Source organism: Isoptericola jiangsuensis, assembly GCF_048320105.1.
GTDB classification, from domain to species: domain Bacteria; phylum Actinomycetota; class Actinomycetes; order Actinomycetales; family Cellulomonadaceae; genus Isoptericola; species Isoptericola jiangsuensis_A.
Map to the genome: position 1 here is coordinate 2469446 of NZ_CP182942.1, position 23112 is coordinate 2492557.

The window sequence follows — 23112 nt, forward strand, 5'->3', positions numbered from 1 at the left end:
TGCCGGTGCGGCGGGGTTCAGATCCAGCCGCGCCGGCCCGCCTCGTACCCGAGCTGGACGCGGGAGCTCGCCAGGGCCCGGTCCATCATGCTGCGCACGCGCCGCTGCACGGTGCGGACCGACAGGCCGAGCTGGGTGCCGATGGCGCGGTCCGTGAGGCCCGCGAGCAGCAGCGAGAGCACCTCGACGTCGACCGGGTCGAGGGTGCCCGTGGCGGGCACGCCGGTGGGCAGCAGCGGGGCCGCCTCGCGCCAGACGGCTTCGAAGTGGTCGAGCAGGACGTCGAGGAGGGCGCTCTCGTGGACGAGCAGCGCCCCGGTGCCGGCCGCGCCGTCGCCGGACCGCATCGGGAGCATCGCGACCCGGCGGTCGCAGGCGAGCATGCGGATCGGCAGCGTCGCGGCGACGCGCACCTGCTCGCCGCGCCGCACGCTGTCCCGGGCGTCCTCGACGAACCCGGGCCGGTCGAGGACTCCGCGCTCGATGACGACGCGGTAGTCGACCCCGCGCTCCAGTGCGCGCTTCTCGGCCTCGTCTCCGGGCTCGACGGCCGCGATCTCGGGCTTCACGAAGGCCAGCACCTCGTGGGTGGCGCTGTGCTGGATCTGCGCGAAGCGTTGGACGACGGCGTCGCGGCCGTCGACGACGTCCACGACCTCGGAGAGCCCCCGGCCCGCACCCGCCCGGTAGGCGGCCGCGAGCTCGGCGAGCTCGAGCTCGGCCCGGCGCAGCTCGTCGTGGCGCTCCACGAGGAGCGCCCCGATCGCCATCTCGGGCGGGGACGCGGTGAAGCGGTCGTGCCCCGAGGCCGACCGGGTGACCAGACCACGACGTTCCAGGTCGCAGAGGTGGTGCAGGACCTCGCGCGGGTGACGACCGAGCGCGTCCGCCAGCTCGCCGACGCGTGCGGACGGGCTGTGCAGGAGGTGCCGGTAGACGTCGAGCACCTGGTCGTCGAGTCCCAGTGCTTCCATGCGTCGACCTCCGTCCGTCTCGTCGTGGCCGCAGGGTAGCCGCCGCACGTCACCGGAATGTTGACCGGGGACACGGACCGGAGGGTGTGTCACGTTCTCGGCCGCTCACCCGTCCACCCTGCATGGACACCGACGAGCAGGAGAAGATGGGTCGCATGCGGATCGCGGTGGCGGGCGCGACGGGCACGGCGGGGCGGCACGTCGTCGACGTGGCGGTCGAGCACGGCCACGACGTCGTCCCGCTGACGCGGTCCTCGGGCGTGGACCTCACCACCGGTGACGGGCTCGCCGAGCGGCTGACCGGCGTCGACGCCGTGATCGACGTCGCCAACGCACCCGTGCAGAAGCAGGCGGAGGCGTTCTTCGGCGCGGTCACCCGCCACCTGCTGGCGGGCGAACGCGAGGCCGGGGTCGGCCACCACGTGGCGCTGTCCATCATCGGCATCGACGACGTCCCGTGGGGATACTTCCTCGGCAAGGTCCGTCAGGAGCGGCTCCTGACGGGCGCAGACCAGCCGTGGAGCCTGCTGCGTGCAGCCCAGTTCCACGAGTTCGCCGAGCAGGCGCTGGGCTTCGCCCGGCTGGGTCCGGTGTGCATGGTCCCGCGGATGCGTTCGCAGCCGGTCGCCGCGCGGGAGGTCGCCCAGGCGCTGGTCGCCCTGGCCGAGCAGGGCCCGACGGGCCGCGTCCCGGACCTCGCGGGCCCCGAGGTGCACCTGATGCACGACCTGGCCCGCCGGTTCTCCCGGGCACGCGGACTCGGACGTCGGGTCGTGCCGGTCCCGCTCCCGGGTGCGGCGGGGCGCCGCATGCGGGACGGGTCGTTGACCGCGGCGGACGACCCGACCGCCGTCCTGGGCCGCACGACGTTCACGACGTGGCTGGACGGCGTGGCGGATGGACGCTGAAGATCTGGCGGAACGCTTCGAGGTCGACCAGGACACCCACGACCGGGTGGTCACGGCGTTCGTCACCGCGCAGGCGCGGCGAGATGGTGTTCGGGCTCGAGCCGGTCGACGGCGAACTGGGCCTCGTGGGCCGCGCACGGGGGCGGTGCGTCTTCGTCGTGGCGTTCACGGTCGACGACGCCCTGGTCACCCGGGTCGACATCGTCCTGGCGCCCGACAAGCTCGGGACGTGACCGGACGGCACACGCTGCGGGACCCCCGCCGTGAACCTAGCGTGGGACGCATGACCGACGTCCGGCCCGGCCCGGCCGACGGCGAGGCGCTCGGCGACGAGCAGATCGTCGCCGTCGACGGCGTGCGCCTCTGCTACCAGAGCGTCGGCGACCCCGACGCCGAGACGATCCTGCTCCTCGCGGGCGCGTCGTCGTCGATGGACTGGTGGCCCGTCGACCTCTGCCTCGCGCTCGCCGCGTCAGGACGGCGGGTGGTCCGCTACGACCACCGCGACACCGGCCGTTCGACGACGTCCCCCGGGGCGCTCCGGCATACACCGGCCGTGACCTGGCCGAGGACCCGCTGCGCGTCCTGGACGCCGTCGGGGCGTCCCGCGCGCACCTCGTCGGCCTGTCGATGGGCGGCGCCATCACCCAACAGCTCGCGATCGAGCACCCGGAGCGGGTCGCCTCCGCCACGCTCGTCTCGACCAGCCGCGTCGTCGCGGGCCCCGACGGCCCGCCGCCGGCACCGCCGTCGGCCGAGCTCAGCGGGCTGTGGAGCGGAGACGGCCCCGACCCGGACGACCCGGAAGCGCTCGTCGACTCCCTCGTCGAGGTCGACCGCGCCCTGACCGGCCGGGGACGGTTCGACGCCGACCGCACGCGCGCGATCGCCCGCCGCGCCGTCGCACGATCGACGGACGCCGGCGTCGGGGACAACCACCTCCAGGCGCCCGAGGGCGAGCCCGTGCGCGGCACCCTCGGCGACATCGCCGTGCCGACGCTCGTCGTCCACGGCGCCGTCGACCCCCTGTTCCCCGGCCACGGGGCGGTGCTCGCCGCCGCCGTCCCGGGCGCGTCGCTGCTGGTGCTCGAGGACGTCGGCCACCAGGTGCCCCCGCCGTCGTCGTGGGACGTGCTGCTGCCCGCGCTCGAGCGGCACCTCACCGCGGCACGGCGCACCACGGGGTAGCAGGAGCGCGCCGAGCCCTCACCGATCCCCCACCGATCCCCCACCGATCCCCCACCGGGCGCCGTCGGCAGCACGAACCTACGATCCTTCCAGGAGCCCGCCCGTGACGCCGACCAGGAGTGCCGCATGCCGAAGCCCCTCAGCCTCCCGTCCTGCGGAGCGCTCGCCCTCCTGGTGCTCGTCGCCGCCGGCTGCACCGAGGACACCGACCCGGAGTCCACCAGCGAGTCCGCGATGCCCTCGATGACCGCGGCCGCGGACTCCCAGGTGGTCGACGTCCCACCGGTGCTCGACCACTCCTCGGTCGCGGGCGTCACCGGCGTCAAGGTGGAGCACGTCGAGGAGGACGAGGACCGGCGATCCGTCACGACCGCGTCGATCCCCGGCGAGCCCGCCATGGAGAACGCCCTCGCCGACCTGGCCGACACCGACGTCGAGATCTACGAGGGGCGCCTCAGCCCCGGCGTGGTCAACGAGCTCAACGTCTCCTGGGCGCCGGTGCTGGCCGCCGGCCCCGTGCTCGGCGTCGTCTCCACCACCTCCATCTACACCGGAGGCGCCCACAGCACCACCACCTCCCGCGCCGTCTACGCGAACGTCGACGAGGACGAGGCCTGGGACGGCGAAGACCTGCTTGCCGACCCCGCCGCCACCGTCGAGCTCGTGCAGCAGGCCGCCGAGGCCGCAGGGGTCGAGTCCGGCGCCCCGGACGAGTCCGCCGTCAGCTCCGACCTGCGGTTCGAGCCCGACGGTGCGCTCGTCGTGGTCGTCGGGCAGGGCGAGGCCGCGGCGGAGTCGATGGGCGAGCTCGCCGTCCGCATCGCACCAGACGTCAGTGCCGACCTCCTGACCGAGCAGGGCGACGTCGTGCGCGACGCCGCGATGGCGGGCGAACCCTTCGAAGGCCTGCCCGACCCGCCGTCCCCCAGCCCGGCACCTGAACCGTCCGAGGTGCCGACCCCGACAGCGGCCGAGCAGGACCCGGGCGAGTCCGTCGACTGCGACGAGCTGAAGTGCATCGCCCTGACCTTCGACGACGGGCCCGGACCGTACACGGAGAAGCTGCTCTCCGAGCTGGAGGAGAAGGACGTCAAGGTGACGTTCTTCGTGGTCGGGTCCAACGCGGCCACCCGGCCGGACCTCGTCGCCGCCGAGGTCGACGCCGGACACGTCGTGGGCAACCACAGCTGGGACCACCCGCAGCTCACCACGCTCAGCGACGAGCAGATCGAGCACGAGGTCGGACGCACCGACCACGCCATCGAGAAGGCCGCCGACGTGCGCCCCACCCTCATGCGACCCCCCTACGGCGCCACCGACGACACCGTCGCGGAGATCCTCGCCGACCGGGGCGAGGCGCAGATCCTGTGGAACGTCGACACCGAGGACTGGAAGAACCGCGACGCCGACATCACCACCCAGCGCGCCCTCGACGGCGCCGCCTCCGGTGCGATCATCCTCATGCACGACATCCACCCGACCACCGTGGACGCCGTGCCGGGCATCATCGACCAGCTCCAGGAGGACGGGTACACGCTCGTCACCGTGCCCCAGCTCCTCGGTGACCCCGAGCCCGGCGAGGTCTACTACAACCGGTGACGCCCCGCGTCAGCGTTCGAAGCCCCACTCGCGGTCGGTCAGCATCCTCGCCACCGCCAGCCCGATCGCGAGGCACGCGACCACGAGCCCTGCCTCCACCGCGTACGCCAGCGCCTGGGTGGTCTCCCCGTTCGAGAGGTGGAAGACGGCCCGGTAGGCCGTGGCCCCCGGCACCATGATGACGACGGCGGGCACCGACACGGTCACCCGGGGAACGTTCATGCGGGGGGCGACGACGGCGGCGAGCAGCCCGACGACGAGCGCGGCCGCGGCGGCCGCGGCCTGGACCGCGACACCGTGGTCGACCAGCCACAACCGTCCGACGTTCGCGACCATCCCGATGGCCGCGGCCGCGACCGCCATCGTCCACGGGCTGTTGAACATCAGGGCGAAGCCGAGCACCCCCAGAAAGCTCGCCAGCAGCCGCAGCCCGAGCAGGAGGCCGGGATCCAGACCGGCCGGTCCCTCGGGGTCCGGGGTCAGTCCGACGATCATCGACACGCCCCACAGCGCGAGCGCGGCCGACGTCATGATCATCAGCGCGTAGGTGAGCCGAGCCAGCCCGGCGGAGAAGTCGAGCTTGGCGAGGTCCAGCGCACCGGTGACCAGCGGGAACCCCGGCACCAGGAACAGCACCGCGGACACGTACCCGGCCTCGTGGCTCACCGCCTCCCCGCCGAACGCCGCGAAGACGGCCAGCAGGGCGACGTACGTCAGGCTCGCGAGGGCGGCCGCGAGCATCGTCACGCCGAACTGGTTCCAGCCGCGGTGCACGAGGCTGCGTCGCAGCAGCTGACCCGCCCCCGCCGCGAAGAAGACGCCGATCACCTCGACCGGTCCGCCGTTGTTGAGGAACGCGAAGGCCGCGCACGCGATCGCCGCCCACAGGGCGTTGAGCAGCGCCGGGTACAGCGGGGGCGTGGACTGGATGCGGTCGAGCTCCCGGGTCGCGTCCTCGACGGTCACCGGGGCGTGCGCCTCGACGTCCTGCGCGAACCGCTCCAGGGCGCTCAGCCGGTTCGCGTCGATGCCGACGGACCGTACCTCGGTGACCTCCGTGCGAAAGCTCGACCCCTGGTGCGACGTCGTCGTGATCTCCGTGAGCGTGACGTGCGCCTGGTGCTCCTCGATCCCCAGGGCGCGGGCCGTGCGGGCCATCGACGCCTTGACCCGGTACGACCCCGTCCCGGCCGACAGGGAGAGCCGTCCGACGCGCAGCGCGACACCGGAGCGGCGGATGAGCTCGATCTCGGCATCGTCAGGGGCCGTGGGCACACCATCATCCTGGCGGGGTGGGCGCCGTGGCGCGCGGCGGCACCCCGGGCGGGGCGTCATCGGGCCCGTGCCGGGGCAACGGACGCACCTCGTCGCGCAGCCGGCCCATCCGCGCGTCGAGGTCGGCCGCGACCCGGGCGGCGTCGTCGATCTCCGCGGCGATGTGGTCCGGTATCTCCGTGCGGTACTTGTAGTGGAGCTTGTGCTCCATGCTGGCCCAGAAGTCCATGGCGATGGTGCGGATCTGCAGCTCCACGGGCACGTGCTCGACCACGCGGGACAGGAACACGGGCACCTCGACGATGAGGTGCAGCGACCGGTAGCCGTTGGGCTTGGGGCGGGCGATGTAGTCCTTGGTGGTCAGGAACCGGAGGTCGGCCTGGGTGCTGAGCATCTCCGCGATCCAGTACACGTCGGAGACGAAGCTGCAGGTGATGCGGATCCCGGCGATGTCGCGGATCTCGGCCCGGATCGCCGGCACGTCGAGCGCGGTCCCCTGGCGCAGCGCCTTGGAGACGAGGCTCTCCGGGGACTTCAGCCGGGTCCGCACGTGCTCGATGGGGCTGTAGTCGTAGACGCTCTCGAACTCCTGGCGCAGGATGTCGATCTTCGTCGACACCTCGGCGATGCCGAAGCGGTAGAGCATCTGCAGGTGCTGGAACTGGTCGCGCAGCGCGCGGAACCGGGCGAGCAGCTCGGCGTCCGCGGCCACGGCGTCGGGCACCTCGCCCACGTGCTCCGCGCGGAGCCGTTCCAGGAGCTCGTACTCGGCGCGGCTCGCGTCGTCCGTCGTCCCGTCGTCATCCATCTCGGCTCCCTCGGCTGTCCCTGCCCACTCGAACGATCCGACCACAGGTCCCGTTCCGCGGCACGGTGCAGGAGCCGCGCCGCCGGTCCGGCAGCGCGGGTCCTGGCAGCGCCCGGACGATGTCGGTGGACGGGGTCCGCACGCTGAGCCAGCTCGCGCGGGTCGGTGACCGAACCGTTTCAGATGTGAAGATCATGTGTGCGCGAGCGGGTCAGAAGGTGGCGAGCACGTGGTGGCGTTTCTTTTTCGTGACCTGAGCGGCACCGGGCCGAGGGTCGCGCATCCATCGACCTTGACGGGTGGTGGATGCGCTGCCACGCGGGGCCCGAGGGTGCTGGTTCGCGGCAGGTTCTGGGGGTGGATGCGCCGGTTCCGCGCGGCGGACCGGGCGGGGCCCGATCGGACGCGGAGGCCATATGCGAGTCAAAGAAGGATGGTGAACATACTCCGGTTCTTCAAGAGTAAGTCGCCGTTAAGCCAATCAACTGGGTCTTGCTTTACCGGGAAACCGGTCTCTAGTATCGAGAAACCGGTATCTCACGGTGAGGGTCCATCCGGGTGCCTGCTCCAACGTCGGAGCGGGACATGCTCGGGGCGACGTCGACGGGGACGCACGGTGCGGGACATGCCCGCACCGGAGGAACCGCCGGCACGGATGCGACCGACCGCGAACCGGAGCGTGCACGACGACGTCCGCAGCCAGCGGTCGCGCCGACCTGGGCGGGACGCACCCGTCACTGCACCTGCGGATCGCAGCGAAGCAATGACCCGATGTTCAACGACGAAGGTGAGACGACGATGAAACGTCCAGTCGCAGCCAAGATTTTCGCGGCAGGGGCCTCCGTGGCCGTCGCGGGCGCGATCGGCATCACGGCACTCATGCCGGCCTCGGCCAGCGTGACGGGCGATGCCTCAGGGTTCGCCACCCAGAACGGCGGCACCACCGGCGGTGCCGGCGGCGAGACCGTGCGTGCCACCACCGGCACCCAGATCCACGAAGCACTGTGCAACCGTGCCAGCGACGACACCCCGATCATCATCGAGGTCTCCGGCACCATCAACCACGGCAACACGTCCAAGGTGTCCGGCGACTCCTGCAACACCGCGGACGGCGTCATCGAGATCAAGCAGGTCAGCAACGTCTCGATCGTCGGTGTCGGCAGCGGCGCGACCTTCGACCAGCTCGGCATCCACATCCGCGACTCGTCGAACATCATCATCCAGAACGTGACCGTCAAGAACGTCAAGAAGTCGGGCTCCCCGACCTCGAACGGCGGCGACGCGATCGGCATGGAGACCGACGTCAGCAACGTGTGGGTCGACCACGTCACCCTCGAGGCGTCCGGTGGCGAGTCGGCGGGCTACGACGCCCTCTTCGACATGAAGGCCGACACCAAGAACGTCACGCTGTCCTACTCGATCCTGCGCAACTCCGGTCGCGGCGGGCTCGTCGGGTCCAGCGACTCCGACACCGGCAACGGCCCGGTGACCTACCACCACAACATCTACGAGAACATCGACTCGCGCACGCCGCTGCTGCGTGCCGGCACGGCGCACTCGTACAACAACCACTACGTCGGTCTGGTCAAGTCGGGCATCAACGCCCGCCTCGGCGCCAAGGCCCTGGTGGAGAACAACTACTTCCAGGACTCCAAGGACCCGCTGGGCACCTTCTACACGGACGACATGGGTTCGTGGGAGGTCTCCGGCAACGTCTGGGACAACATCACCTGGACGTCCGACGGCTCGGACAACCACCCGGCCGGCCCGAACCCGACGTCGACCACCGACGTCAGCGTGCCGTACAGCTACGAGCTCGACGGCGCGGAGTGCGTGCCGAACCTGCTCGCGGCGACCGCCGGCGCGAACAAGGGCATGAAGGTCTCCGACGGATCCTGCTCGGCGACGACGCCGGACCCCACCGAGGAGCCGACCGTGGACCCCACCGACGAGCCCACGCAGGAGCCGACGGAGGAGCCCACCACCGAGCCCACCCCGGACCCGACGGGCGAGCCCAGCGGTGAGAACCTGTCGCTCGGCGCCGGCTCGGACGGATCCAGCAAGGGCAGCGGCACCAGCTACGGCAACGTCCGCGACGGCGACCTGAGCACCTACTGGTCCCCGAGCGGCTCGACCGGCCGCATCTCGATCAAGTGGAGCAGCGCCACCTCGGTGTCCTCCCTCGTGGTCCGTGAGACCGCTGCCGCCCAGGGGCGCATCGGTGCATGGAAGGTCACCAACAACGACAACGGCGAGACGCTGGCCACCGGTTCCGGTGCGGGCGCCATCGCCATCCCCACCACGTCGCTGACGAAGATCAACTTCGAGATCACCGGCTCGAACGGCACCCCGCAGGTCGCCGAGCTCGAGACGTACGCCGGTTCGACGTCGAACCCGGACCCGGAGCCCACCGAGGACCCGGACCCCGAGCCCACCGACGACCCGACCGACCCCCAGCCGGGCGCGGACACGATCTACGTGGCCCCGAACGGCAGCGCGAGCGCGGCGGGCACCGAGTCCGCCCCGACCACGCTGGTCTCCGCCATCGACCGGGTCAACCCGGGCGGCGAGATCTTCCTCAAGGGCGGCAGGTACAGCTTCTCGGAGACCGTCACCATCGAGCCCGGCAACGACGGCACCTCGAGCGACCGCACCCTGCTGTCGGCCGTCCCCGGTGAGACCCCCGTGCTGAACTTCTCGGCGCAGTCCGAGAACTCCGCCAACCGTGGTCTCGCCATCGGCGGCGACTACTGGCACGTCTACGGCATCGTCGTCGAGCACGCGGGCGACAACGGCATCCTGCTCGGAGGCAACGACAACGTCATCGAGCGCGTCGTGACCCGCTACAACCACGACACCGGTCTGCAGCTCTCCCGCCTCGTCGCGGGTGCGCCGTCGAGCGAGTGGCCGTCGAACAACCTCATCGTCTCCAGCGAGTCGCACGACAACGCCGACTCCGACGGCGAGGACGCCGACGGGTTCGCCGCCAAGCTCACCTCCGGGCCGGGCAACGTGTTCCGCGACACCGTCTCGCACAACAACATCGACGACGGCTGGGACCTGTACACGAAGGACGACACCGGCCCCATCGGTGCCGTGACGATCGAGAACTCCCTCGCCTACGAGAACGGCACGCTGTCCGACGGCGGCCAGGCCGGCGCCGGTGACCGCAACGGTTACAAGCTCGGTGGCGAGGACATCAAGGTCAACCACGTCGTGAAGAACTCCTACGCCGTGAACAACGGCAAGCACGGGTTCACGTTCAACTCGAACCCGGGCTCGATCACCGTCGACGGCAACGTCTCGGTGGGCAACGAGGAGCGCAACTTCAACTTCGACGAGGGCACGCACAAGTTCAGCAACAACACCTCGTGCGACTCGGGCTCCAACGACAGGACGATCGGCTCCGACCTCGGAGGCAACTCGTTCTTCAGCGGGTCCAACAGCTCGGCCTGCTCCACCTACAGCGGCGACCTCGACTGGTCGTTCGCCTCGGACGGTTCGCTGCAGGTCAGCTTCGGCTGATCGGTCGCACCGCGCACTGATCGACGCGCGACGGGCGGAGCCCCGGAGGACCTGGTTGGAGGTCTTCCGGGGCTCCGCCTCGTGCGGGCCTGGCAGTGCGGGCCTGGCAGTGCGGGCCTGGCAGTGCGGGCCTGGCAGTGCGGGCCTGGCAGTGCGGGCCTGGCAGTGCGGGCCTGGCAGTGCGGGCCTGGCAGTGCGGGCCCGGCAGTGCGGGCCGGCAGGGTGGGCGAGGCAGTGTCGGGCCGGCCCCAGGAGCTCGGGCTCAGGAGATCGTGAAGGCGGCGACCGGCAGGCCCGCCGACACCACGAGCTCGCGGTGCAGCCACCCCGAGGCCCGACCGCCGGTCCCCAGGAACTCGTCGTGCAGCCGCACGTCGCACCGGTGGGACGTCTCGACCGACCTGATGCGCCCGAGGGCCGCCCGCAACGGCCCGCCCAGGTCGCCCCCGCCCTCGTCGTCCGAGGTGCGCGCACTGCACTCGGTCGCGCCGACGTCGAGGTGCACCACGACCCGCGTGCCCCGGAAGTACGGCTGCGTGTAGAGGACGGCGACGACGGCCCCGGGTGCGTCCGGCGCGAACGAGACGCACCCGTCGACCTCGCGGCGAACGGTGCAGTGCAGCACCGCGGGAGCGGAGGTCAGCGTGGCGACGGCGCTCGGCTCGTGGACCGGGTACTGGTGGGGCCACGGCTCGGTCGGCACCGGCACCGCCAGAGGCAGCGCGACGCCGAGAACGAGCGCCGCGACACCACGGGCGTCGCGGAGAAGGTGGCGCAGGGACGGGAGCACGGGGACCTACCGGGTCGAGACGATCGGACACCGGTAGGGAGGCTGTGCCACGCGGTCCCGACACGCCCCGGGCAGGGATCACCCGGGTGATCCCCTGCCCGGCGGTCGTCCGCGCAGGGTTCAGGCGAACGGGTCCGGCGTCAGCGTGTACTTGGTCTGCAGGTACTCGTGGATGCCCTCGGCACCGCCCTCGCGCCCGAGGCCCGACATCTTCCAGCCGCCGAACGGTGCCGCCGCGTTCGACACGACACCCATGTTGAGGCCCATCATCCCGGTGGCGAGCCGCTCGATCATGCGCTGCCCGCGCGCCAGGTTCTCCGTGTACACGTAGGACACGAGCCCGTACTCGGTGTCGTTCGCCAGCCGCACGGCCTCGTCCTCGTCGTCGAACGGCACGATGGCGAGGACCGGGCCGAAGATCTCCTCGCGGAGGATCTCGCTGCCGGGCTGCACGTCGTCGAGCACCGTCGCCGCGAAGTAGGTGCCGGGCCGGTCGAGCGCCTCGCCGCCGGTGCGGAGCGTGGCACCGCGCTCGACGGCGTCCGTCACGAGCGAGGACGCCTTGGCGACCGCGCGGTCGTCGATGAGCGGGCCGATGGTGACGCCGTCCTCGGTGCCGCGGCCGGTGGTGAACGACTCGACGCGCTCGGTCACCCGGCGCGTGAACTCCTCGACCACGGACCGGTGCACGATGAACCGGTTGGCCGCCGTGCAGGCCTGGCCGATGTTGCGGAACTTCGCCGCGATGGCGCCGTCGACCGCCTTGTCCAGGTCGGCGTCGTCGAACACGACGAACGGGGCGTTGCCGCCGAGCTCCATCGAGGTGCGCAGCACGCCGTCCGCAGCCTGCGCCAACAGCTTCTGCCCCACCGGCGTCGACCCGGTGAAGGACACCTTGCGCAGCCGCGGGTCGCTGAGGATCGCCTCGGACACCGGGCCCGTCGACGTCGTCGTCACCACGTTGAGGACACCGTCCGGGAGGCCGGCGTCGGCGAAGATCTGAGCGACGAACAACGTGGTCAGCGGGGTGAGCGACGCCGGCTTCAGCACCACGGTGCACCCGGCGGCGAGGGCGGGCGCGATCTTGCGCGTGGCCATCGCCAGGGGGAAGTTCCACGGCGTGATGAGGTAGCACGGCCCCACGGGGTGCTGGGACACGACGATGCGGCCGGTGCCCTCCGGGTTCGCGCCGTAGCGGCCCTGGATGCGGGGCGCCTCCTCGGCGAACCAGCGCAGGAACTCGCCCCCGTAGGTGACCTCGCCGCGGGACTCGGCCAGCGGCTTGCCCATCTCGATCGTCATGAGGAGGGCGACGTCGTCGGCCCGTTCCTGCAGGAGGTCGAACGCCTTGCGCAGGATCTCGCCCCGGGTGCGTGCGGGCGTGGCGGCCCACTCGTCGGCGGCGGAGCACGCCGCGTCGAGCGCGGCGACGCCGTCCGCCACCGACGCGTCCGCGATCTCCTTGACGGTCTCCCCCGTCGACGGGTCGGCGACGCCGAAGGTCTTGCCCTCGCTCGCCGGCCGCCACGCGCCACCGACGAACAGGCCGTCGGGCACCGAGGACAGCAGGTCGGCTTCGCGGGTCTCGCTCATCAGGACTCCTTCGTTCGGCGCGCGTCGCGTCCACGGCGGCGCGCCTGGTGGACGACAGCCACGTTACGACGATCGGGCGACGAGGACATCGGCACACGGCATCGGGCTCCGTGGAGGCCCGAAGATGAGACGGGTTCTCGACGCGTCGCGACGGGACCGCGGCGGTGGCCGGGGCGGCCGTCGCGGTCGCCTCGCTAGGCTCGGGCCATGGATTCACCGCCGTCGAACCAGCCGTCCGACCAGCCGTCGAGCTCCCGCAACGTCCTGACCAGGGGTTTCCTGGTCGTCGCGCTGGTGGAGGCCGCGGTGCTGATCACCGCGGTCGTCCTGCTGACCCTGGAGATCATCGCCTTCCCGGTGTTCCTCGTGGTCGTCGTGCTGTGCATGGTGGTCTCGGCCGCCGCGGTCCTCTCGGTCGTCAAGCGTGCCCAGCAGCAGGCCGTCGACGCGTCGTCCGCCGACACCACCTCGACCGGCACCACGACCGGCACCACGACCGGCACGCACTCCCCCGACGCCCCGGCGCCGGGCTCCACGATCGACCCCGACAAGCCGTTCGGGCGCTGACGCCGCGACGACCCTCGCCGAAGTGTCGACCCGGGCGCCGCCGTCGGCCACGATAGGCGGATGAGCGACGAGACCACCGGGGCGCTGACGGGCGCCTCGCAGGGACGCCCCGAGACCCCTGAGCAGCGTTCGGACCGCAACTGGAACGAGCTGCTGCAGGAGCTCCGTGTCCTGCAGACCGGGGTGCAGATCCTCACCGGGTTCCTGCTGATCCTGCCGTTCCAGTCGCGGTTCGCCGACCTGGACGACGTCCAGCGCACGGTCTACCTCGTCGACGTCCTGCTGTGCATCGTCGCCACCGGGCTGTTCATCGCGCCGGTGGCGCTGCACCGCTCGTTGTTCCGCCAGCACCTGAAGAGGTCGGTGGTCACGGCGGGCGACCGGCTGACCCGGGTGGGGCTCGTCGTGCTGGCGGTCGCGCTGTCCGCGACGACGATGCTGGTGTTCGACGTCGTCCTGGGGCGTGTGGCCGGGCTCGTCGTGGGGGTGGCGGTCGCGCTGATGCTCCTCGGCCTGTGGGCGGTGCTGCCCCTGTGGGTCCGACGGCGGGACTGAGGTGGGCGGGCGCGCCCGCTGCCCGGAAAAGGCAGAAATGTAGGCATCTGTTGCACGATCGTTGCCTGCGAGTCCGGCGAAACCCTGGTGTTAAGCGCTTTCCTTCCGATAGTTTCGCCGCGTGAGACGCAATGAGGCGAGTACCCACCGATACGTCCGGACGATAGCGACCGCAGGAGTCGTCGCCCTGCTCGCGGCGGGCTGCGCGGGTGCCGACGAACCCGGTTCGGCCGCCAGCGGGACGCCCTCGGCGCAGTCCAGCGCCAGCACGGCACCGGCCGTGGCGAGCTCCTGCACCGGCTCGGTGAAGGTCGAGCCCGTCGGCTCCCCCGACGAGTCGGACACCTTCACCGCGATCATGGTCTCGCGCGTCGCGGACGACGGCACCATCGAGGTCCGCGACTCCTGGGACCGCCAGGAGGGTGCCGGGGTGAAGGTCGCCAAGGGTGCCACCGCCGAGCAGCAGGCGATCATCGACGACGCGACCTCCGCCGGTCTCGTCGGCTCGACGTCGGCCCCGCGTCTCGCCGACCCCCAGGAGCTGCTGGTCGGCAAGGACGAGGGCAAGTACGTCCAGTACTCCTACACCACGCGCTCGGTGGAGACCCTGGTCGTGTCCTGCGGGGACGGCAGCTCGCCGGTGGATGCCACCGCGACCAGCTTCGAGGTCGTCGAGACCGGCCTGGTGAACTGCAAGGACACCCCCGACCCGGTGACCGAGTACATCGCCTCCGAGGCGATCACCATCTACTGCGAACGAGGCTGAGCGGGTACGGAGAGACCCGCGGGCCGGAGGCGGTCGCCTCCTGCCGTGCTGGACGATGGCACGGCCACCCGCGGGTCCCCGGTGGTCGCAGGCGTCAGCCCGCGACCACCTCTCGGGTCCGAAGAGTCTTCACGTCTTCAGATCACCTCCTTTCCGGTTCGTCGGTGACGTTACGCCCGACGTCGGAGCGCGCCAAGAGTTTTTCGCCCTGATCCGCGGGGCGCGGCGGGGAGCCACCGGGAGCGTCAGGCTCCCGCGTCGTGGACGCCGGGAAGGCGCAGCTCCTGCCACTCGGCCGGGTAGTCGTCGAGCCACTGCTCGAAGGACCGGGCCGGGCGTCCCACGAGCCGTTCGACGGTGGACGACACCCCCGCCATCCGACCTGCGGCGATCGCCTCGTACGACGACACCCAGCCGGCGAGCTCCACGGCCGACGCCCCGAGCCGCCGCCGCGAGTCGTAGGCCTCCTCGACCGTCTCCGGGTGGTAGGTGACAGGGCGGCCGCTCGCCGTCGACAGCAGCGCGGCCACCTCCTCCAGCGTGAGCGCCTGCGGTCCCGTGACGTCGTAGACGACGGAGTCGTGACGGGTGGGCCGTTCGTCGAGCAGGACGGCGGTGGCGACGTCCGCGACGTCGTCGTGCGAGACGGAGGCGACCCTGCCCTGGCCGGCCGGGCCGCGGATCACCCCGTCGGCGCCCACGAAGGAGGCCAGGGCCCGGTGGTACAGGTTGTCCCGCAGGACGGTCCAGCGCAGACCGGAGGCGCGCAGGTGCTGCTCCGTGTGGAAGTGGTCGCGGGCGAACGTGAACACCGCGTCCGGGGAGGCGTCCACGAACGAGACGTACACGAGCCGCTCCACGCCGGCGTCGACCGCAGCGTCGATGGCCGCGACGTGCTCGGTGACGCGGTCCGCCGACTCGCGGGCGCTGACGAGGAACACGGTGTCCACACCCTCGAAGGCGGTGCGCATCCCCGCGGTGTCGGTGTACCCGTCGCAGACGGCGATCTCGCACTCGGGCAGCGGGCGACCGTCACCGAGCCCGGGGGCTCGGGAGGGATCGCGCAGGACCAGCCGTTGGTGCGCGCCCTCGGCGGCGAGGCGGAACGCGAGCCGGGTGCCCAGCTGCCCGGAGGCGCCGGTCACGGCGATGCGGTCGCCGCCTGTGGTTCCCATGCGCCCACGCTACGCGGCGCTCCGGGCCGACGCCCGGGGGGCGCCCGCACGTCCAGCGGCGCGTCGGGCTCAGCGGCCCAGGATCCGCCGGTACCACGGGCGTCGCGCCGGCTCCCGCACGGGTGCCGGCGCCGGGGGCGGCACGTACGCCCGGAACCAGCGCTCCAGCTCGTGCCAGACGACGTCGCGCACCTCGGGGGCGGAGAGGGTGACGTCGTGCAGGGCGTCCTCGACCCGGCACAGCGTGACGAGCCGCCCGAGCTGGATCGTGCGGCGGGCCACGCCCTCGACGTCGAGCACCGTGTCGGCGCGCAGCATGTCGGGGCTCCAGCGCACGGGCGCGATCGACCGGCTCGACAGCATGACCAGCACGGGGACGTCGAGGCGCAGACCGCGCGCCACCCGGTCGTGGCCGTCGAAGATCGCCGAGAGCCACGCCGGGGTGGTGCGCCAGCCGTCGTCGGGGCGCCAGGCGGGGTCGATGTCCCACGCACCCTCGAAGCGCCGGGAGATCGACCGGGCGTAGAACCCCAGGTCCACGTTGATCAGGTGGCTGCGCGGGGCGAGAGCCGCCTGTGCCCGGACGCTCGGCTCCAGCACCATGCGCCCGACGCGCCGCGTCTGGAACTCCAGCCAGGGGCTGTTCAGCACCACGGCGTCGGCCCGTCCGGGATGGTCGGCGGCCCACAGGCTCAGCACGAGCCCGCCCGTCGAGTGGCCCATGAGGATCACCCGACGGTCGGTCCCGGCGTCCGGTCCGTGCCCGATCTCGGCGAGGGCGGCCTGGAGGTCCTCGTCGTAGGTCGTCAGGTCGGTGATGAAGCCGGGCGTCTGGTGCTCGCGCAGGCTGCGGCCGTACTTGCGCAGGTCGAGCGCGTGGAACCGCACCCCGAGCCGTTCCCAGAAGTCCGCGAGGTGCGTCTGGAAGAAGTAGTCCGTCCAGCCGTGGACGTACAGCAGGTCGACGCCCGCGTCCGCTGAGGGGCCGGACGTCGCCCGCGGGTCGCGGGTCGGTCGCACCAGGGTGGTCACGACGTCGCCCTCGAAGTCGGGCGCCAGCGGTAGCGTGCGCTGCTCGAACCCGGGCAGGACGTCCGGCACCCACCGGTCGGTCGGGGCGGGCGGTCGCGGTTCGTCCGCCGGGGCCGGCGGCGTCGGTGCGCCGGGCTGGGCCCGGTGCTCCGGGTGCGCGTCGTCCATGCACCAGAACGTAGGTCGACCCCGTCCCGGTCGCGACCCGGGACGGGGTGAGGTCAGACGCTGCGCAGCAGGTCACCGGTGGCGAGGAACGACACCGGCACCTCGGGGACGACCTCCGCCAGCCGCTCGGCGAACAGGCTCATCCCGGCCTGCTCGCTCGGCAGGTGCCCCGCGTCGACGCCGTCGGGCCGCGGCGGTGCGTCCAGGAACGTCGCGGCGGCGCGGGCGACGAGGTCCGTGGCGGTCAGGAGGCTCACGGGCTCACGGTATCGAAGGCGGCATGATGGGCACATGAAGGTGTCGCGCCGCAGCCACGTCCCCCCGTTCGCCGTCATGGAGGTGCTGGCGGCCGCGAACGCGCGGCGTGCCGCGGGCGCCGACGTCCTCAACCTGTGCGCGGGCGAGCCGTCCACGGGGGCGTCCGACGTCGTGCGCGAACGGGCGGCGGAGCTGTTGCGCAGCGCCGACCTCGGCTACACGGAGGCGATGGGCGTGCCCGCGCTGCGCGCGCAGATCGCCGCCCACTACGCCCGCTGGTACGACGTCGAGGTCGATCCCGCGAGGGTCGCCGTGACCACCGGGTCGAGCGGGGGGTTCCTGCTGGCCTTCCTCGCCGCGTTCGACGTCGGGGACCGGGTGGCGCTGGCCCGCCCCGGCTACCCGGCGTACAAGAACATCCTGGCCGCGCTGGGGTGCGAGGTGGTGGAGCTGGACTGCGGTCCCGAGACGCGCTACCAGCCGACGGTCTCCCAGCTCATGGGCGCGTACTACGACGGCGGTCTGGACGGGCTGGTCGTGGCGTCGCCGGCGAACCCGACGGGGACGATGATCGCGCCGGCGGAGCTGGCGGCCGTCGCCGGGTGGTGCGCGGAGCACGACGTGCGGCTGATCAGCGACGAGATCTACCACGGGATCTCCTACGGCGACGACGTCCAGCAGGCGACGGCGGCGACGTACACGGGCCAGGGCGCCGTCGTGGTGAACTCGTTCTCAAAGTACTGGGCGATGACGGGGTGGCGGCTGGGCTGGTTGGTGCTGCCCGACGAGCTGGTCGCCCCGGTGGACGCCCTCGCCGGCAACGTCGCCCTGTCTCCCCCGGCGCTGGCGCAGCACGCCGGGGTCGCGGCGTTCACCGCGGAGGGCTACGCGGCGGCGGGCGAGAACGTCGCCGCCTACGCCGCCTCCCGGGCGGCGCTGCTCGACCGCGTGGACGAGCTGGGCTGGCGGCCCGTCGCTCCGGCCGACGGCGCCTTCTACCTCTACGGGAACATCGCCCGGTTCGGCCTGGACTCGGTGACCTACTGCGCGCGCCTGCTCGCGGAGGCCGACGTCGCGATCACGCCCGGCACCGACTTCGACGGTGAGCGGGGCCGTGACTGGGTGCGGCTGTCGTTCGCGGCGTCACCGGACGTCGTCGCGCGGGCCGTCGACCGGATCGTGGCCTGGCAGGCGGGGCTGTAGCTCCGACGCCGGGGTGGACCGGTTCAGCTGGCGTACGCGGCCTCGCGGGTGCCGGCGGCGACCAGCTCACGGTCCGGGAGGTGGAACTCGAGGGTCGGGGTGAGCTCGACGGCGCGCTCGGCGGCGGCGAGGTCCAGCGGGCTGTCCACCAGGGGCAGCTCGACCTCGGCGACGGCCTCGGGGACGACGGTCGCGGGGGCGACGACGGCGGCCTGTGCGGCCTGGCGGTTCTTGCTCGCCATCATCAGGGTCTGGATGCCGATGACGATCCACGCGACGTTGGCGGCGGCGGACGGCCACACGCCGTTCACGCCGGCGACCACGGTCATGATGATCGCCCCGGCGATGTTGGTGATCTGGAACGCCCACGAGCTCGAGCTCCACCGACCTCTGCTCACCATCGCATAGGCGACGAGGCCGGCGACGGCGCCGACCCATCCGAGGGCGGTGATGAGGGTCAGGATCGAGAACGACATGGTGGCTCCGGGCACAACGGTGGCAGCACGCTGCCAGGACAGATGAGTTTCAGGGCGCGCCGGGTCCCGAGAGCCGGGTGACCGGGGCGTACCCCGGCCGGCGCAGACACCATGGTGCGACACGAATCTGGTTCAGCACAATTGAACATGGCTGCAACTGCCGTTTAGTATCCCTACATGGCAACCGACCCACGAAGACTTGGTTTCCTCCTTGCCGTGCACCGGGCGGGAGGCGTGCTCGCGGCAGCAGATCTTCTGCATGTGACCGCGTCCGCGGTGTCCCAGCAAATCGCTCGCCTGGAGGAGGAAGAGGGCTTCGCCGTGCTCGACCGTGGACCCCGCGGCGTCACCCTCACTCCCGCGGGCCGCGTCCTCGCCGAGGCCGCCGAGCGGATCGAGGCGGAGCTCCTCGAGGCCCGCCAGGCCGTCGCGAACCTCGGCGAGGGCGTCTCCGGCACCGTCGCGATCGGCGCGTTCCAGTCCGCCATCCGCGCCGTCGTCGCGCCGCTGCTCGGTCCCCTCGCCGAGCTGCACCCCGGCGTCACCATCGACGTGCGCGAGCGCGAGCCCGCCGAGGCGCTGCGGATGCTGCGGGCCGGCGACCTCGACATGGTCCTGCTGGAACGCGACGTCGACGTCGACGCCCCGGCACCCCGCGGCGCCCACGACGTCCCGCTCATCGACGAACCCTGGCTCCTCGTGGTCCCGACGTCGATCCCCACGCCCGAGCGTCTCGACGACCTCATGGACCTGCAGTGGATCGGCGCCGAACCGGACACCGCCGCGGACCGTGCGCTGCGACGGCTCGGGCGCACCCTCGGCACCACGCTGACCGTGCGGCACTCCTACTTCGACTTCGACACCGCGCTCGCGCTCGTCGCCGCGGGCCAGGGCATCGCGATGCTCCCCGCGCTCGCCGTGCGGCGCAGCGAACCCCCCGAGGGCACCGACGTCGTCGCGATGCCCGGTCTCGGCACCCGGCGGATCGTGGTGCGGCACCGCTCCACCCGGCACGAACCGGGGCCGGCGGTGCGGGCCGTCGTCGACGCCATGGTGGAGGTAGCCCGCGACCTGGAGCTCATCACCTAGACTGACCGCGACAACCGCACAGCCGCTCGAGCCGTGTCGGGAGAGCCTGCCGTACCCCGGCAGCGCCGAAGGAGCAAACCCTCCCCGGGAATCTCTCAGGCCCCCGTACCGCCACGGCGAGGCAACTCTGAAAAGCGACCCGTCGGCGACGGCAGGTCCACCGACGGTGCAAGCCGGTCGCCGCCCGCGGCCCCGGCCAAACTCTCAGGTCCCATGACAGAGCGGGGAGGGCACCCCGTCGTCCGACCCCCGGAGCGCCCCGTGACCCACTCCCCCGCCGACCCGGACCTCTTCGCCGACCGGCACATCGGCCCGCGCGCCGGTGAGACCGCCGCGATGCTGGAGCAGCTCGGGTACGCCGACCTCGACGCCCTCGTCGACGCCGCCGTCCCGGCCGCGATCCGCCAGGCCCACGAGCTGGACCTTCCCGCGGCGCGCAGCGAGGCCCAGGTGCTCGACCACCTGCGCGAGATCGCGGCGAAGAACCAGGTCAAGCGGCAGATGATCGGGCAGGGCTACTACCCCACCGTGACGCCGCCGGTGATCCGCCGCAACGTGCTGGAGTCCCCCGCCTGGTACACCGCGTACACGCCGTACCAGCCGGAGATCTCCCAGGGGCGCCTGGAGGCTCTGCTCAACTTCCAGCAGACCGTCGAGGACCTCACCGGCCTGGAGATCGCCGGGGCCTCCCTGCTCGACGAGGCGACCGCCGTGGCCGAGGCCGTCGCGCTGATGTGGCGGGCCTCCCGCGCGAAGCAGGGCTACGTCGTGCTCGACGCGGAGCTGTTCGGCCAGACGCTGGCGGTCGCGCAGGGTCGGGCGGACGCCGTCGGGCTGCCCGTCGTCGTCGTTCCCCTCGACGCGGGTCTCGACGCCGGGCTGGAGGCCGTCGTGGCGGCCGGCACCGAGCTGCCCGAGGGGGCGCTCGTCGGGGTCGTCGCCCAGCAGTCCGGTGCCTCGGGCCGTGTGCTCGACCTGCGTTCGGTGGTCGCCGAGGCCAAGGAGCGCGGCGCCCTGGTGACGGTGGCGACGGACCCGCTGGCCCTGACGATGCTGACCTCCCCGGGCGAGCTCGGGGCGGACGTCGCGGTCGGTTCGGCGCAGCGGTTCGGGGTGCCGCTGTTCTACGGCGGCCCGCACGCCGCCTACATCTCGGTCCGCAAGGGTCTGGAGCGTCAGCTCCCGGGTCGTCTGGTCGGGGTGTCCGTCGACGCGGACGGTGCGGTCGGCTACCGGCTGGCGCTCTCCACGCGCGAGCAGCACATCCGCCGCGAGAAGGCGACGTCGAACATCTGCACCGCGCAGGCGCTGCTGGCGAACGTCGCGTCGATGTATGCCGTCTACCACGGTCCCGACGGTCTGCGGGCGATCGCCGAGCGGGTGCACGGGCACGCGCTGACGCTGGCCGGAGGCCTGCGGGCGAGCGGCGTCGAGGTGGAGCACGAGGCGTTCTTCGACACCGTGCGGGTGGCGGTGCCGGGCCGTGCGGCGGACGTCGGTGCGGCGGCCGTCGAGGCGGGCTACAACCTGTACATCGCTGATGCCGATCATGTACAGATCTCCTGCGACGAGACGACCACCAGCGACGACGTCGCCACGCTGCTCGCGCTGTTCGGTGCACGGTCGGCCGACGCCGGCGACGACCTCGGGCTCGACGAGGCACTGCTGCGCACGACGTCGTACCTGCAGCACCCGGTGTTCCACCAGCACCGCTCCGAGACGGCGATGATGCGCTACCTGCGTGCGCTGTCCGACAAGGACCTGGCGCTCGACCGCACGATGATCCCCCTCGGGTCGTGCACGATGAAGCTCAACGCCACGGCCGAGATGGAGCCGATCAGCTGGCCCGGGTTCGCCGACCTGCACCCGTTCGTGCCGGCGGACCAGGCGCTCGGCTACGCGGAGCTCGTGGAGGCGCTGGAGGCGCAGCTCGCCGAGATCACCGGGTACGCCGCGGTGTCGGTGCAGCCCAACGCCGGTTCGCAGGGTGAGCTCGCGGGTCTGCTGGCGATCCGCGCCTACCACGCCTCGCAGGGGGCGGCGGAACGGGACGTCGTCCTCATCCCCGCCTCCGCGCACGGGACCAACGCCGCGTCGGCGACCCTGGCGGGCCTGCGGGCCGTGGTCGTCGCGACGGCCGACGACGGCGAGATCCAGCTCGACGACCTGCACGCCAAGCTGGAGCAGCACGCCGGCCGGGTGGCGGCGATCATGATCACCTACCCTTCGACGCACGGGGTGTTCGAGGACCATGTGCGCGACGTCTGCGGCGCCGTACATGACGCAGGCGGCCAGGTGTACATCGACGGTGCGAACCTCAACGCGCTGGTCGGGCTGGCGAAGCCGGGGGAGTTCGGCGGCGACGTCTCCCACCTCAACCTGCACAAGACGTTCTGCATCCCGCACGGCGGAGGCGGCCCCGGCGTCGGGCCCGTCGCCGTGGCCGAGCACCTCGTGCCGTTCCTGCCCGGCGACCCCACGCCGTCGGCCCCGGCCACCGGGACGGCCGTCGTCGTACCGCCCGTCTCCGCGGCACCGCACGGCTCGGCCGGCATCCTGCCGATCTCGTACGCCTACCTGGCCCTCATGGGGCCGGACGGTCTGGTGCGCGCCACCCAGCACGCCGTGCTCGGCGCCAACTACCTGGCCTCGCGCCTCGGCGGGCACTACCCGGTGCTGTACACCGGGCACGCCGGGCTGGTCGCCCACGAGTGCATCCTCGACCTGCGCCAGATCACCGCGGAGACGGGCGTGACCGTCGACGACGTCGCCAAGCGGCTCATCGACTTCGGGTTCCACGCCCCCACGATGGCGTTCCCCGTCGCGGGCACCCTCATGGTGGAGCCGACCGAGTCGGAGGACCTCGCCGAGCTGGACCGGTTCGTGGAGGCGATGGTGGCGATCCGCGTTGAGATCGACGCCGTCGCCGCAGGTCGCTGGCCCGTCGCGGACTCGCCGCTGCGCAACGCCCCCCACACGGCGGCGTCGGTGATGATGGACACCTGGGAACGCCCGTACACCCGCGAGCAGGCCGCCTTCCCGGTGGCACGGCTGCGCGGCACCAAGTACTGGCCGCCCGTGCGTCGCATCGACCAGGCCCACGGCGACCGCAACCTCCAGTGCTCCTGCCCGCCCGTCGCCGCCTACGCCGAGAACTGAGAGG

20 protein-coding genes and 1 riboswitch are annotated in these 23112 nt (G+C 72.2%); of the genes, 11 read left to right on the plus strand and 9 right to left on the minus strand.

The window, feature by feature from the left end; all coding sequences use genetic code 11:
* Nucleotides 1–17 precede the first annotated feature (17 nt).
* Entirely contained in the window at nucleotides 18–974 is a 957-nt protein-coding gene (locus ACNHYB_RS11500) for a helix-turn-helix domain-containing protein (protein WP_418275475.1), read from the minus strand.
* A gap of 122 nt (nucleotides 975–1096) precedes the next feature.
* On the opposite strand from ACNHYB_RS11500, the gene ACNHYB_RS11505 reads away from it, so the two are divergent.
* From ACNHYB_RS11505 to ACNHYB_RS11520, 4 genes are all read left to right on the plus strand, one after another.
* Complete coding sequence (locus ACNHYB_RS11505) at nucleotides 1097–1882, plus strand: SDR family oxidoreductase (RefSeq protein ID WP_418275476.1); 786 nt, start codon at nucleotides 1097–1099, stop codon at nucleotides 1880–1882.
* A gap of 83 nt (nucleotides 1883–1965) precedes the next feature.
* On the plus strand, nucleotides 1966–2115 hold the full coding sequence (locus ACNHYB_RS11510) for a hypothetical protein (RefSeq protein WP_418275477.1): 150 nt from the start codon (nucleotides 1966–1968) through the stop codon (nucleotides 2113–2115).
* 205 nt (nucleotides 2116–2320) lie between these two features.
* Nucleotides 2321–3070 carry an alpha/beta fold hydrolase gene (locus tag ACNHYB_RS11515; RefSeq protein WP_418275478.1) on the plus strand — a complete coding sequence of 250 codons (750 nt, stop codon included), beginning with the start codon at nucleotides 2321–2323 and terminating at the stop codon, nucleotides 3068–3070.
* Between the two features lie 126 nt (nucleotides 3071–3196).
* Complete coding sequence (locus ACNHYB_RS11520) at nucleotides 3197–4669, plus strand: polysaccharide deacetylase family protein (protein ID WP_418275479.1); 1473 nt, start codon at nucleotides 3197–3199, stop codon at nucleotides 4667–4669.
* A gap of 9 nt (nucleotides 4670–4678) precedes the next feature.
* On the opposite strand, the gene ACNHYB_RS11525 is transcribed toward ACNHYB_RS11520, so the two are convergent.
* Together ACNHYB_RS11525 and ACNHYB_RS11530 are read right to left on the minus strand one after the other, a co-directional pair.
* Complete coding sequence (locus tag ACNHYB_RS11525) at nucleotides 4679–5944, minus strand: threonine/serine ThrE exporter family protein (protein ID WP_418275480.1); 1266 nt, start codon at nucleotides 5942–5944, stop codon at nucleotides 4679–4681.
* A 4-nt stretch (nucleotides 5945–5948) separates the two neighbouring features.
* Complete coding sequence (locus ACNHYB_RS11530) at nucleotides 5949–6752, minus strand: GTP pyrophosphokinase (protein WP_418275481.1); 804 nt, start codon at nucleotides 6750–6752, stop codon at nucleotides 5949–5951.
* 843 nt (nucleotides 6753–7595) lie between these two features.
* Here ACNHYB_RS11530 and ACNHYB_RS11535 point away from each other — a divergent pair.
* Nucleotides 7596–10277, plus strand: a complete 2682-nt coding sequence (locus ACNHYB_RS11535; RefSeq protein ID WP_418275482.1) for a pectate lyase family protein — start codon at nucleotides 7596–7598, stop codon at nucleotides 10275–10277.
* 262 nt (nucleotides 10278–10539) lie between these two features.
* Here the strand turns inward: ACNHYB_RS11535 and ACNHYB_RS11540 are convergent, their stop codons facing one another.
* On the minus strand, nucleotides 10540–11067 hold the full coding sequence (locus ACNHYB_RS11540) for a hypothetical protein (RefSeq protein WP_418275483.1): 528 nt from the start codon (nucleotides 11065–11067) through the stop codon (nucleotides 10540–10542).
* Nucleotides 11068–11187: 120 nt separating this feature from the next.
* The gene (locus tag ACNHYB_RS11545; RefSeq protein WP_418275484.1) at nucleotides 11188–12660 is read right to left on the minus strand and encodes an NAD-dependent succinate-semialdehyde dehydrogenase; all 1473 of its coding nucleotides are present in this window, start codon (nucleotides 12658–12660) and stop codon (nucleotides 11188–11190) included.
* A 207-nt stretch (nucleotides 12661–12867) separates the two neighbouring features.
* Here ACNHYB_RS11545 and ACNHYB_RS11550 point away from each other — a divergent pair, with 207 nt between their 5' ends.
* From ACNHYB_RS11550 to ACNHYB_RS11560, 3 genes are all read left to right on the plus strand, one after another.
* Nucleotides 12868–13227 carry a hypothetical protein gene (locus tag ACNHYB_RS11550; protein WP_418275485.1) on the plus strand — a complete coding sequence of 120 codons (360 nt, stop codon included), beginning with the start codon at nucleotides 12868–12870 and terminating at the stop codon, nucleotides 13225–13227.
* A 60-nt stretch (nucleotides 13228–13287) separates the two neighbouring features.
* Complete coding sequence (locus tag ACNHYB_RS11555) at nucleotides 13288–13782, plus strand: DUF6328 family protein (protein ID WP_418275486.1); 495 nt, start codon at nucleotides 13288–13290, stop codon at nucleotides 13780–13782.
* Nucleotides 13783–14062: 280 nt separating this feature from the next.
* Nucleotides 14063–14548 carry a hypothetical protein gene (locus tag ACNHYB_RS11560; protein WP_418275487.1) on the plus strand — a complete coding sequence of 162 codons (486 nt, stop codon included), beginning with the start codon at nucleotides 14063–14065 and terminating at the stop codon, nucleotides 14546–14548.
* A gap of 245 nt (nucleotides 14549–14793) precedes the next feature.
* Here the strand turns inward: ACNHYB_RS11560 and ACNHYB_RS11565 are convergent, their stop codons facing one another.
* The 3 genes from ACNHYB_RS11565 to ACNHYB_RS11575 all read right to left on the minus strand — a co-directional run bounded on the left by ACNHYB_RS11565 (nucleotide 14794) and on the right by ACNHYB_RS11575 (nucleotide 17180).
* A complete protein-coding gene (locus ACNHYB_RS11565; RefSeq protein WP_418275488.1) occupies nucleotides 14794–15723 on the minus strand; it encodes an SDR family oxidoreductase in 930 nt (309 codons plus the stop codon).
* Nucleotides 15724–15792: 69 nt separating this feature from the next.
* Nucleotides 15793–16923 carry an alpha/beta hydrolase gene (locus ACNHYB_RS11570; protein WP_418275489.1) on the minus strand — a complete coding sequence of 377 codons (1131 nt, stop codon included), beginning with the start codon at nucleotides 16921–16923 and terminating at the stop codon, nucleotides 15793–15795.
* A 53-nt stretch (nucleotides 16924–16976) separates the two neighbouring features.
* Nucleotides 16977–17180, minus strand: a complete 204-nt coding sequence (locus ACNHYB_RS11575) for a hypothetical protein (protein ID WP_418275490.1) — start codon at nucleotides 17178–17180, stop codon at nucleotides 16977–16979.
* Between the two features lie 34 nt (nucleotides 17181–17214).
* Here ACNHYB_RS11575 and ACNHYB_RS11580 point away from each other — a divergent pair, with 34 nt between their 5' ends.
* Complete coding sequence (locus ACNHYB_RS11580) at nucleotides 17215–18384, plus strand: pyridoxal phosphate-dependent aminotransferase (protein WP_418275491.1); 1170 nt, start codon at nucleotides 17215–17217, stop codon at nucleotides 18382–18384.
* 23 nt (nucleotides 18385–18407) lie between these two features.
* On the opposite strand, the gene ACNHYB_RS11585 is transcribed toward ACNHYB_RS11580, so the two are convergent.
* Nucleotides 18408–18860, minus strand: coding sequence for a CBU_0592 family membrane protein (locus ACNHYB_RS11585; protein ID WP_418275492.1), 453 nt, complete (start codon nucleotides 18858–18860; stop codon nucleotides 18408–18410).
* 177 nt (nucleotides 18861–19037) lie between these two features.
* Here ACNHYB_RS11585 and ACNHYB_RS11590 point away from each other — a divergent pair, with 177 nt between their 5' ends.
* Together ACNHYB_RS11590 and gcvP are read left to right on the plus strand one after the other, a co-directional pair.
* Nucleotides 19038–19949, plus strand: a complete 912-nt coding sequence (locus tag ACNHYB_RS11590; protein ID WP_418275494.1) for a LysR family transcriptional regulator — start codon at nucleotides 19038–19040, stop codon at nucleotides 19947–19949.
* A 27-nt stretch (nucleotides 19950–19976) separates the two neighbouring features.
* Nucleotides 19977–20070, plus strand: a riboswitch (glycine riboswitch).
* Nucleotides 20071–20162: 92 nt separating this feature from the next.
* Nucleotides 20163–23108 (plus strand): aminomethyl-transferring glycine dehydrogenase, encoded by a 2946-nt coding sequence (gene gcvP, locus ACNHYB_RS11595; RefSeq protein ID WP_418275495.1) that lies wholly within the window; start codon nucleotides 20163–20165, stop codon nucleotides 23106–23108.
* The last annotated feature ends 4 nt before the right edge of the window (nucleotides 23109–23112 follow it).

What these genes read in the sequence shown, in the direction of transcription:
- ACNHYB_RS11500 (WP_418275475.1), bottom strand. Translation starts at nt 974, where the DNA reads ATGGAAGCACTGGGACTCGACGACCAGGTGCTCGACGTCTACCGGCAC.
- ACNHYB_RS11505 (WP_418275476.1), top strand. Translation starts at nt 1,097, where the DNA reads ATGGACACCGACGAGCAGGAGAAGATGGGTCGCATGCGGATCGCGGTG.
- ACNHYB_RS11510 (WP_418275477.1), top strand. Translation starts at nt 1,966, where the DNA reads ATGGTGTTCGGGCTCGAGCCGGTCGACGGCGAACTGGGCCTCGTGGGC.
- ACNHYB_RS11520 (WP_418275479.1), top strand. Translation starts at nt 3,197, where the DNA reads ATGCCGAAGCCCCTCAGCCTCCCGTCCTGCGGAGCGCTCGCCCTCCTG.
- ACNHYB_RS11530 (WP_418275481.1), bottom strand. Translation starts at nt 6,752, where the DNA reads ATGGATGACGACGGGACGACGGACGACGCGAGCCGCGCCGAGTACGAG.
- ACNHYB_RS11545 (WP_418275484.1), bottom strand. Translation starts at nt 12,660, where the DNA reads ATGAGCGAGACCCGCGAAGCCGACCTGCTGTCCTCGGTGCCCGACGGC.
- ACNHYB_RS11550 (WP_418275485.1), top strand. Translation starts at nt 12,868, where the DNA reads ATGGATTCACCGCCGTCGAACCAGCCGTCCGACCAGCCGTCGAGCTCC.
- ACNHYB_RS11555 (WP_418275486.1), top strand. Translation starts at nt 13,288, where the DNA reads ATGAGCGACGAGACCACCGGGGCGCTGACGGGCGCCTCGCAGGGACGC.
- ACNHYB_RS11565 (WP_418275488.1), bottom strand. Translation starts at nt 15,723, where the DNA reads ATGGGAACCACAGGCGGCGACCGCATCGCCGTGACCGGCGCCTCCGGG.
- ACNHYB_RS11570 (WP_418275489.1), bottom strand. Translation starts at nt 16,923, where the DNA reads ATGGACGACGCGCACCCGGAGCACCGGGCCCAGCCCGGCGCACCGACG.
- ACNHYB_RS11580 (WP_418275491.1), top strand. Translation starts at nt 17,215, where the DNA reads ATGAAGGTGTCGCGCCGCAGCCACGTCCCCCCGTTCGCCGTCATGGAG.
- ACNHYB_RS11585 (WP_418275492.1), bottom strand. Translation starts at nt 18,860, where the DNA reads ATGTCGTTCTCGATCCTGACCCTCATCACCGCCCTCGGATGGGTCGGC.
- ACNHYB_RS11590 (WP_418275494.1), top strand. Translation starts at nt 19,038, where the DNA reads ATGGCAACCGACCCACGAAGACTTGGTTTCCTCCTTGCCGTGCACCGG.
- gcvP (WP_418275495.1), top strand. Translation starts at nt 20,163, where the DNA reads ATGACAGAGCGGGGAGGGCACCCCGTCGTCCGACCCCCGGAGCGCCCC.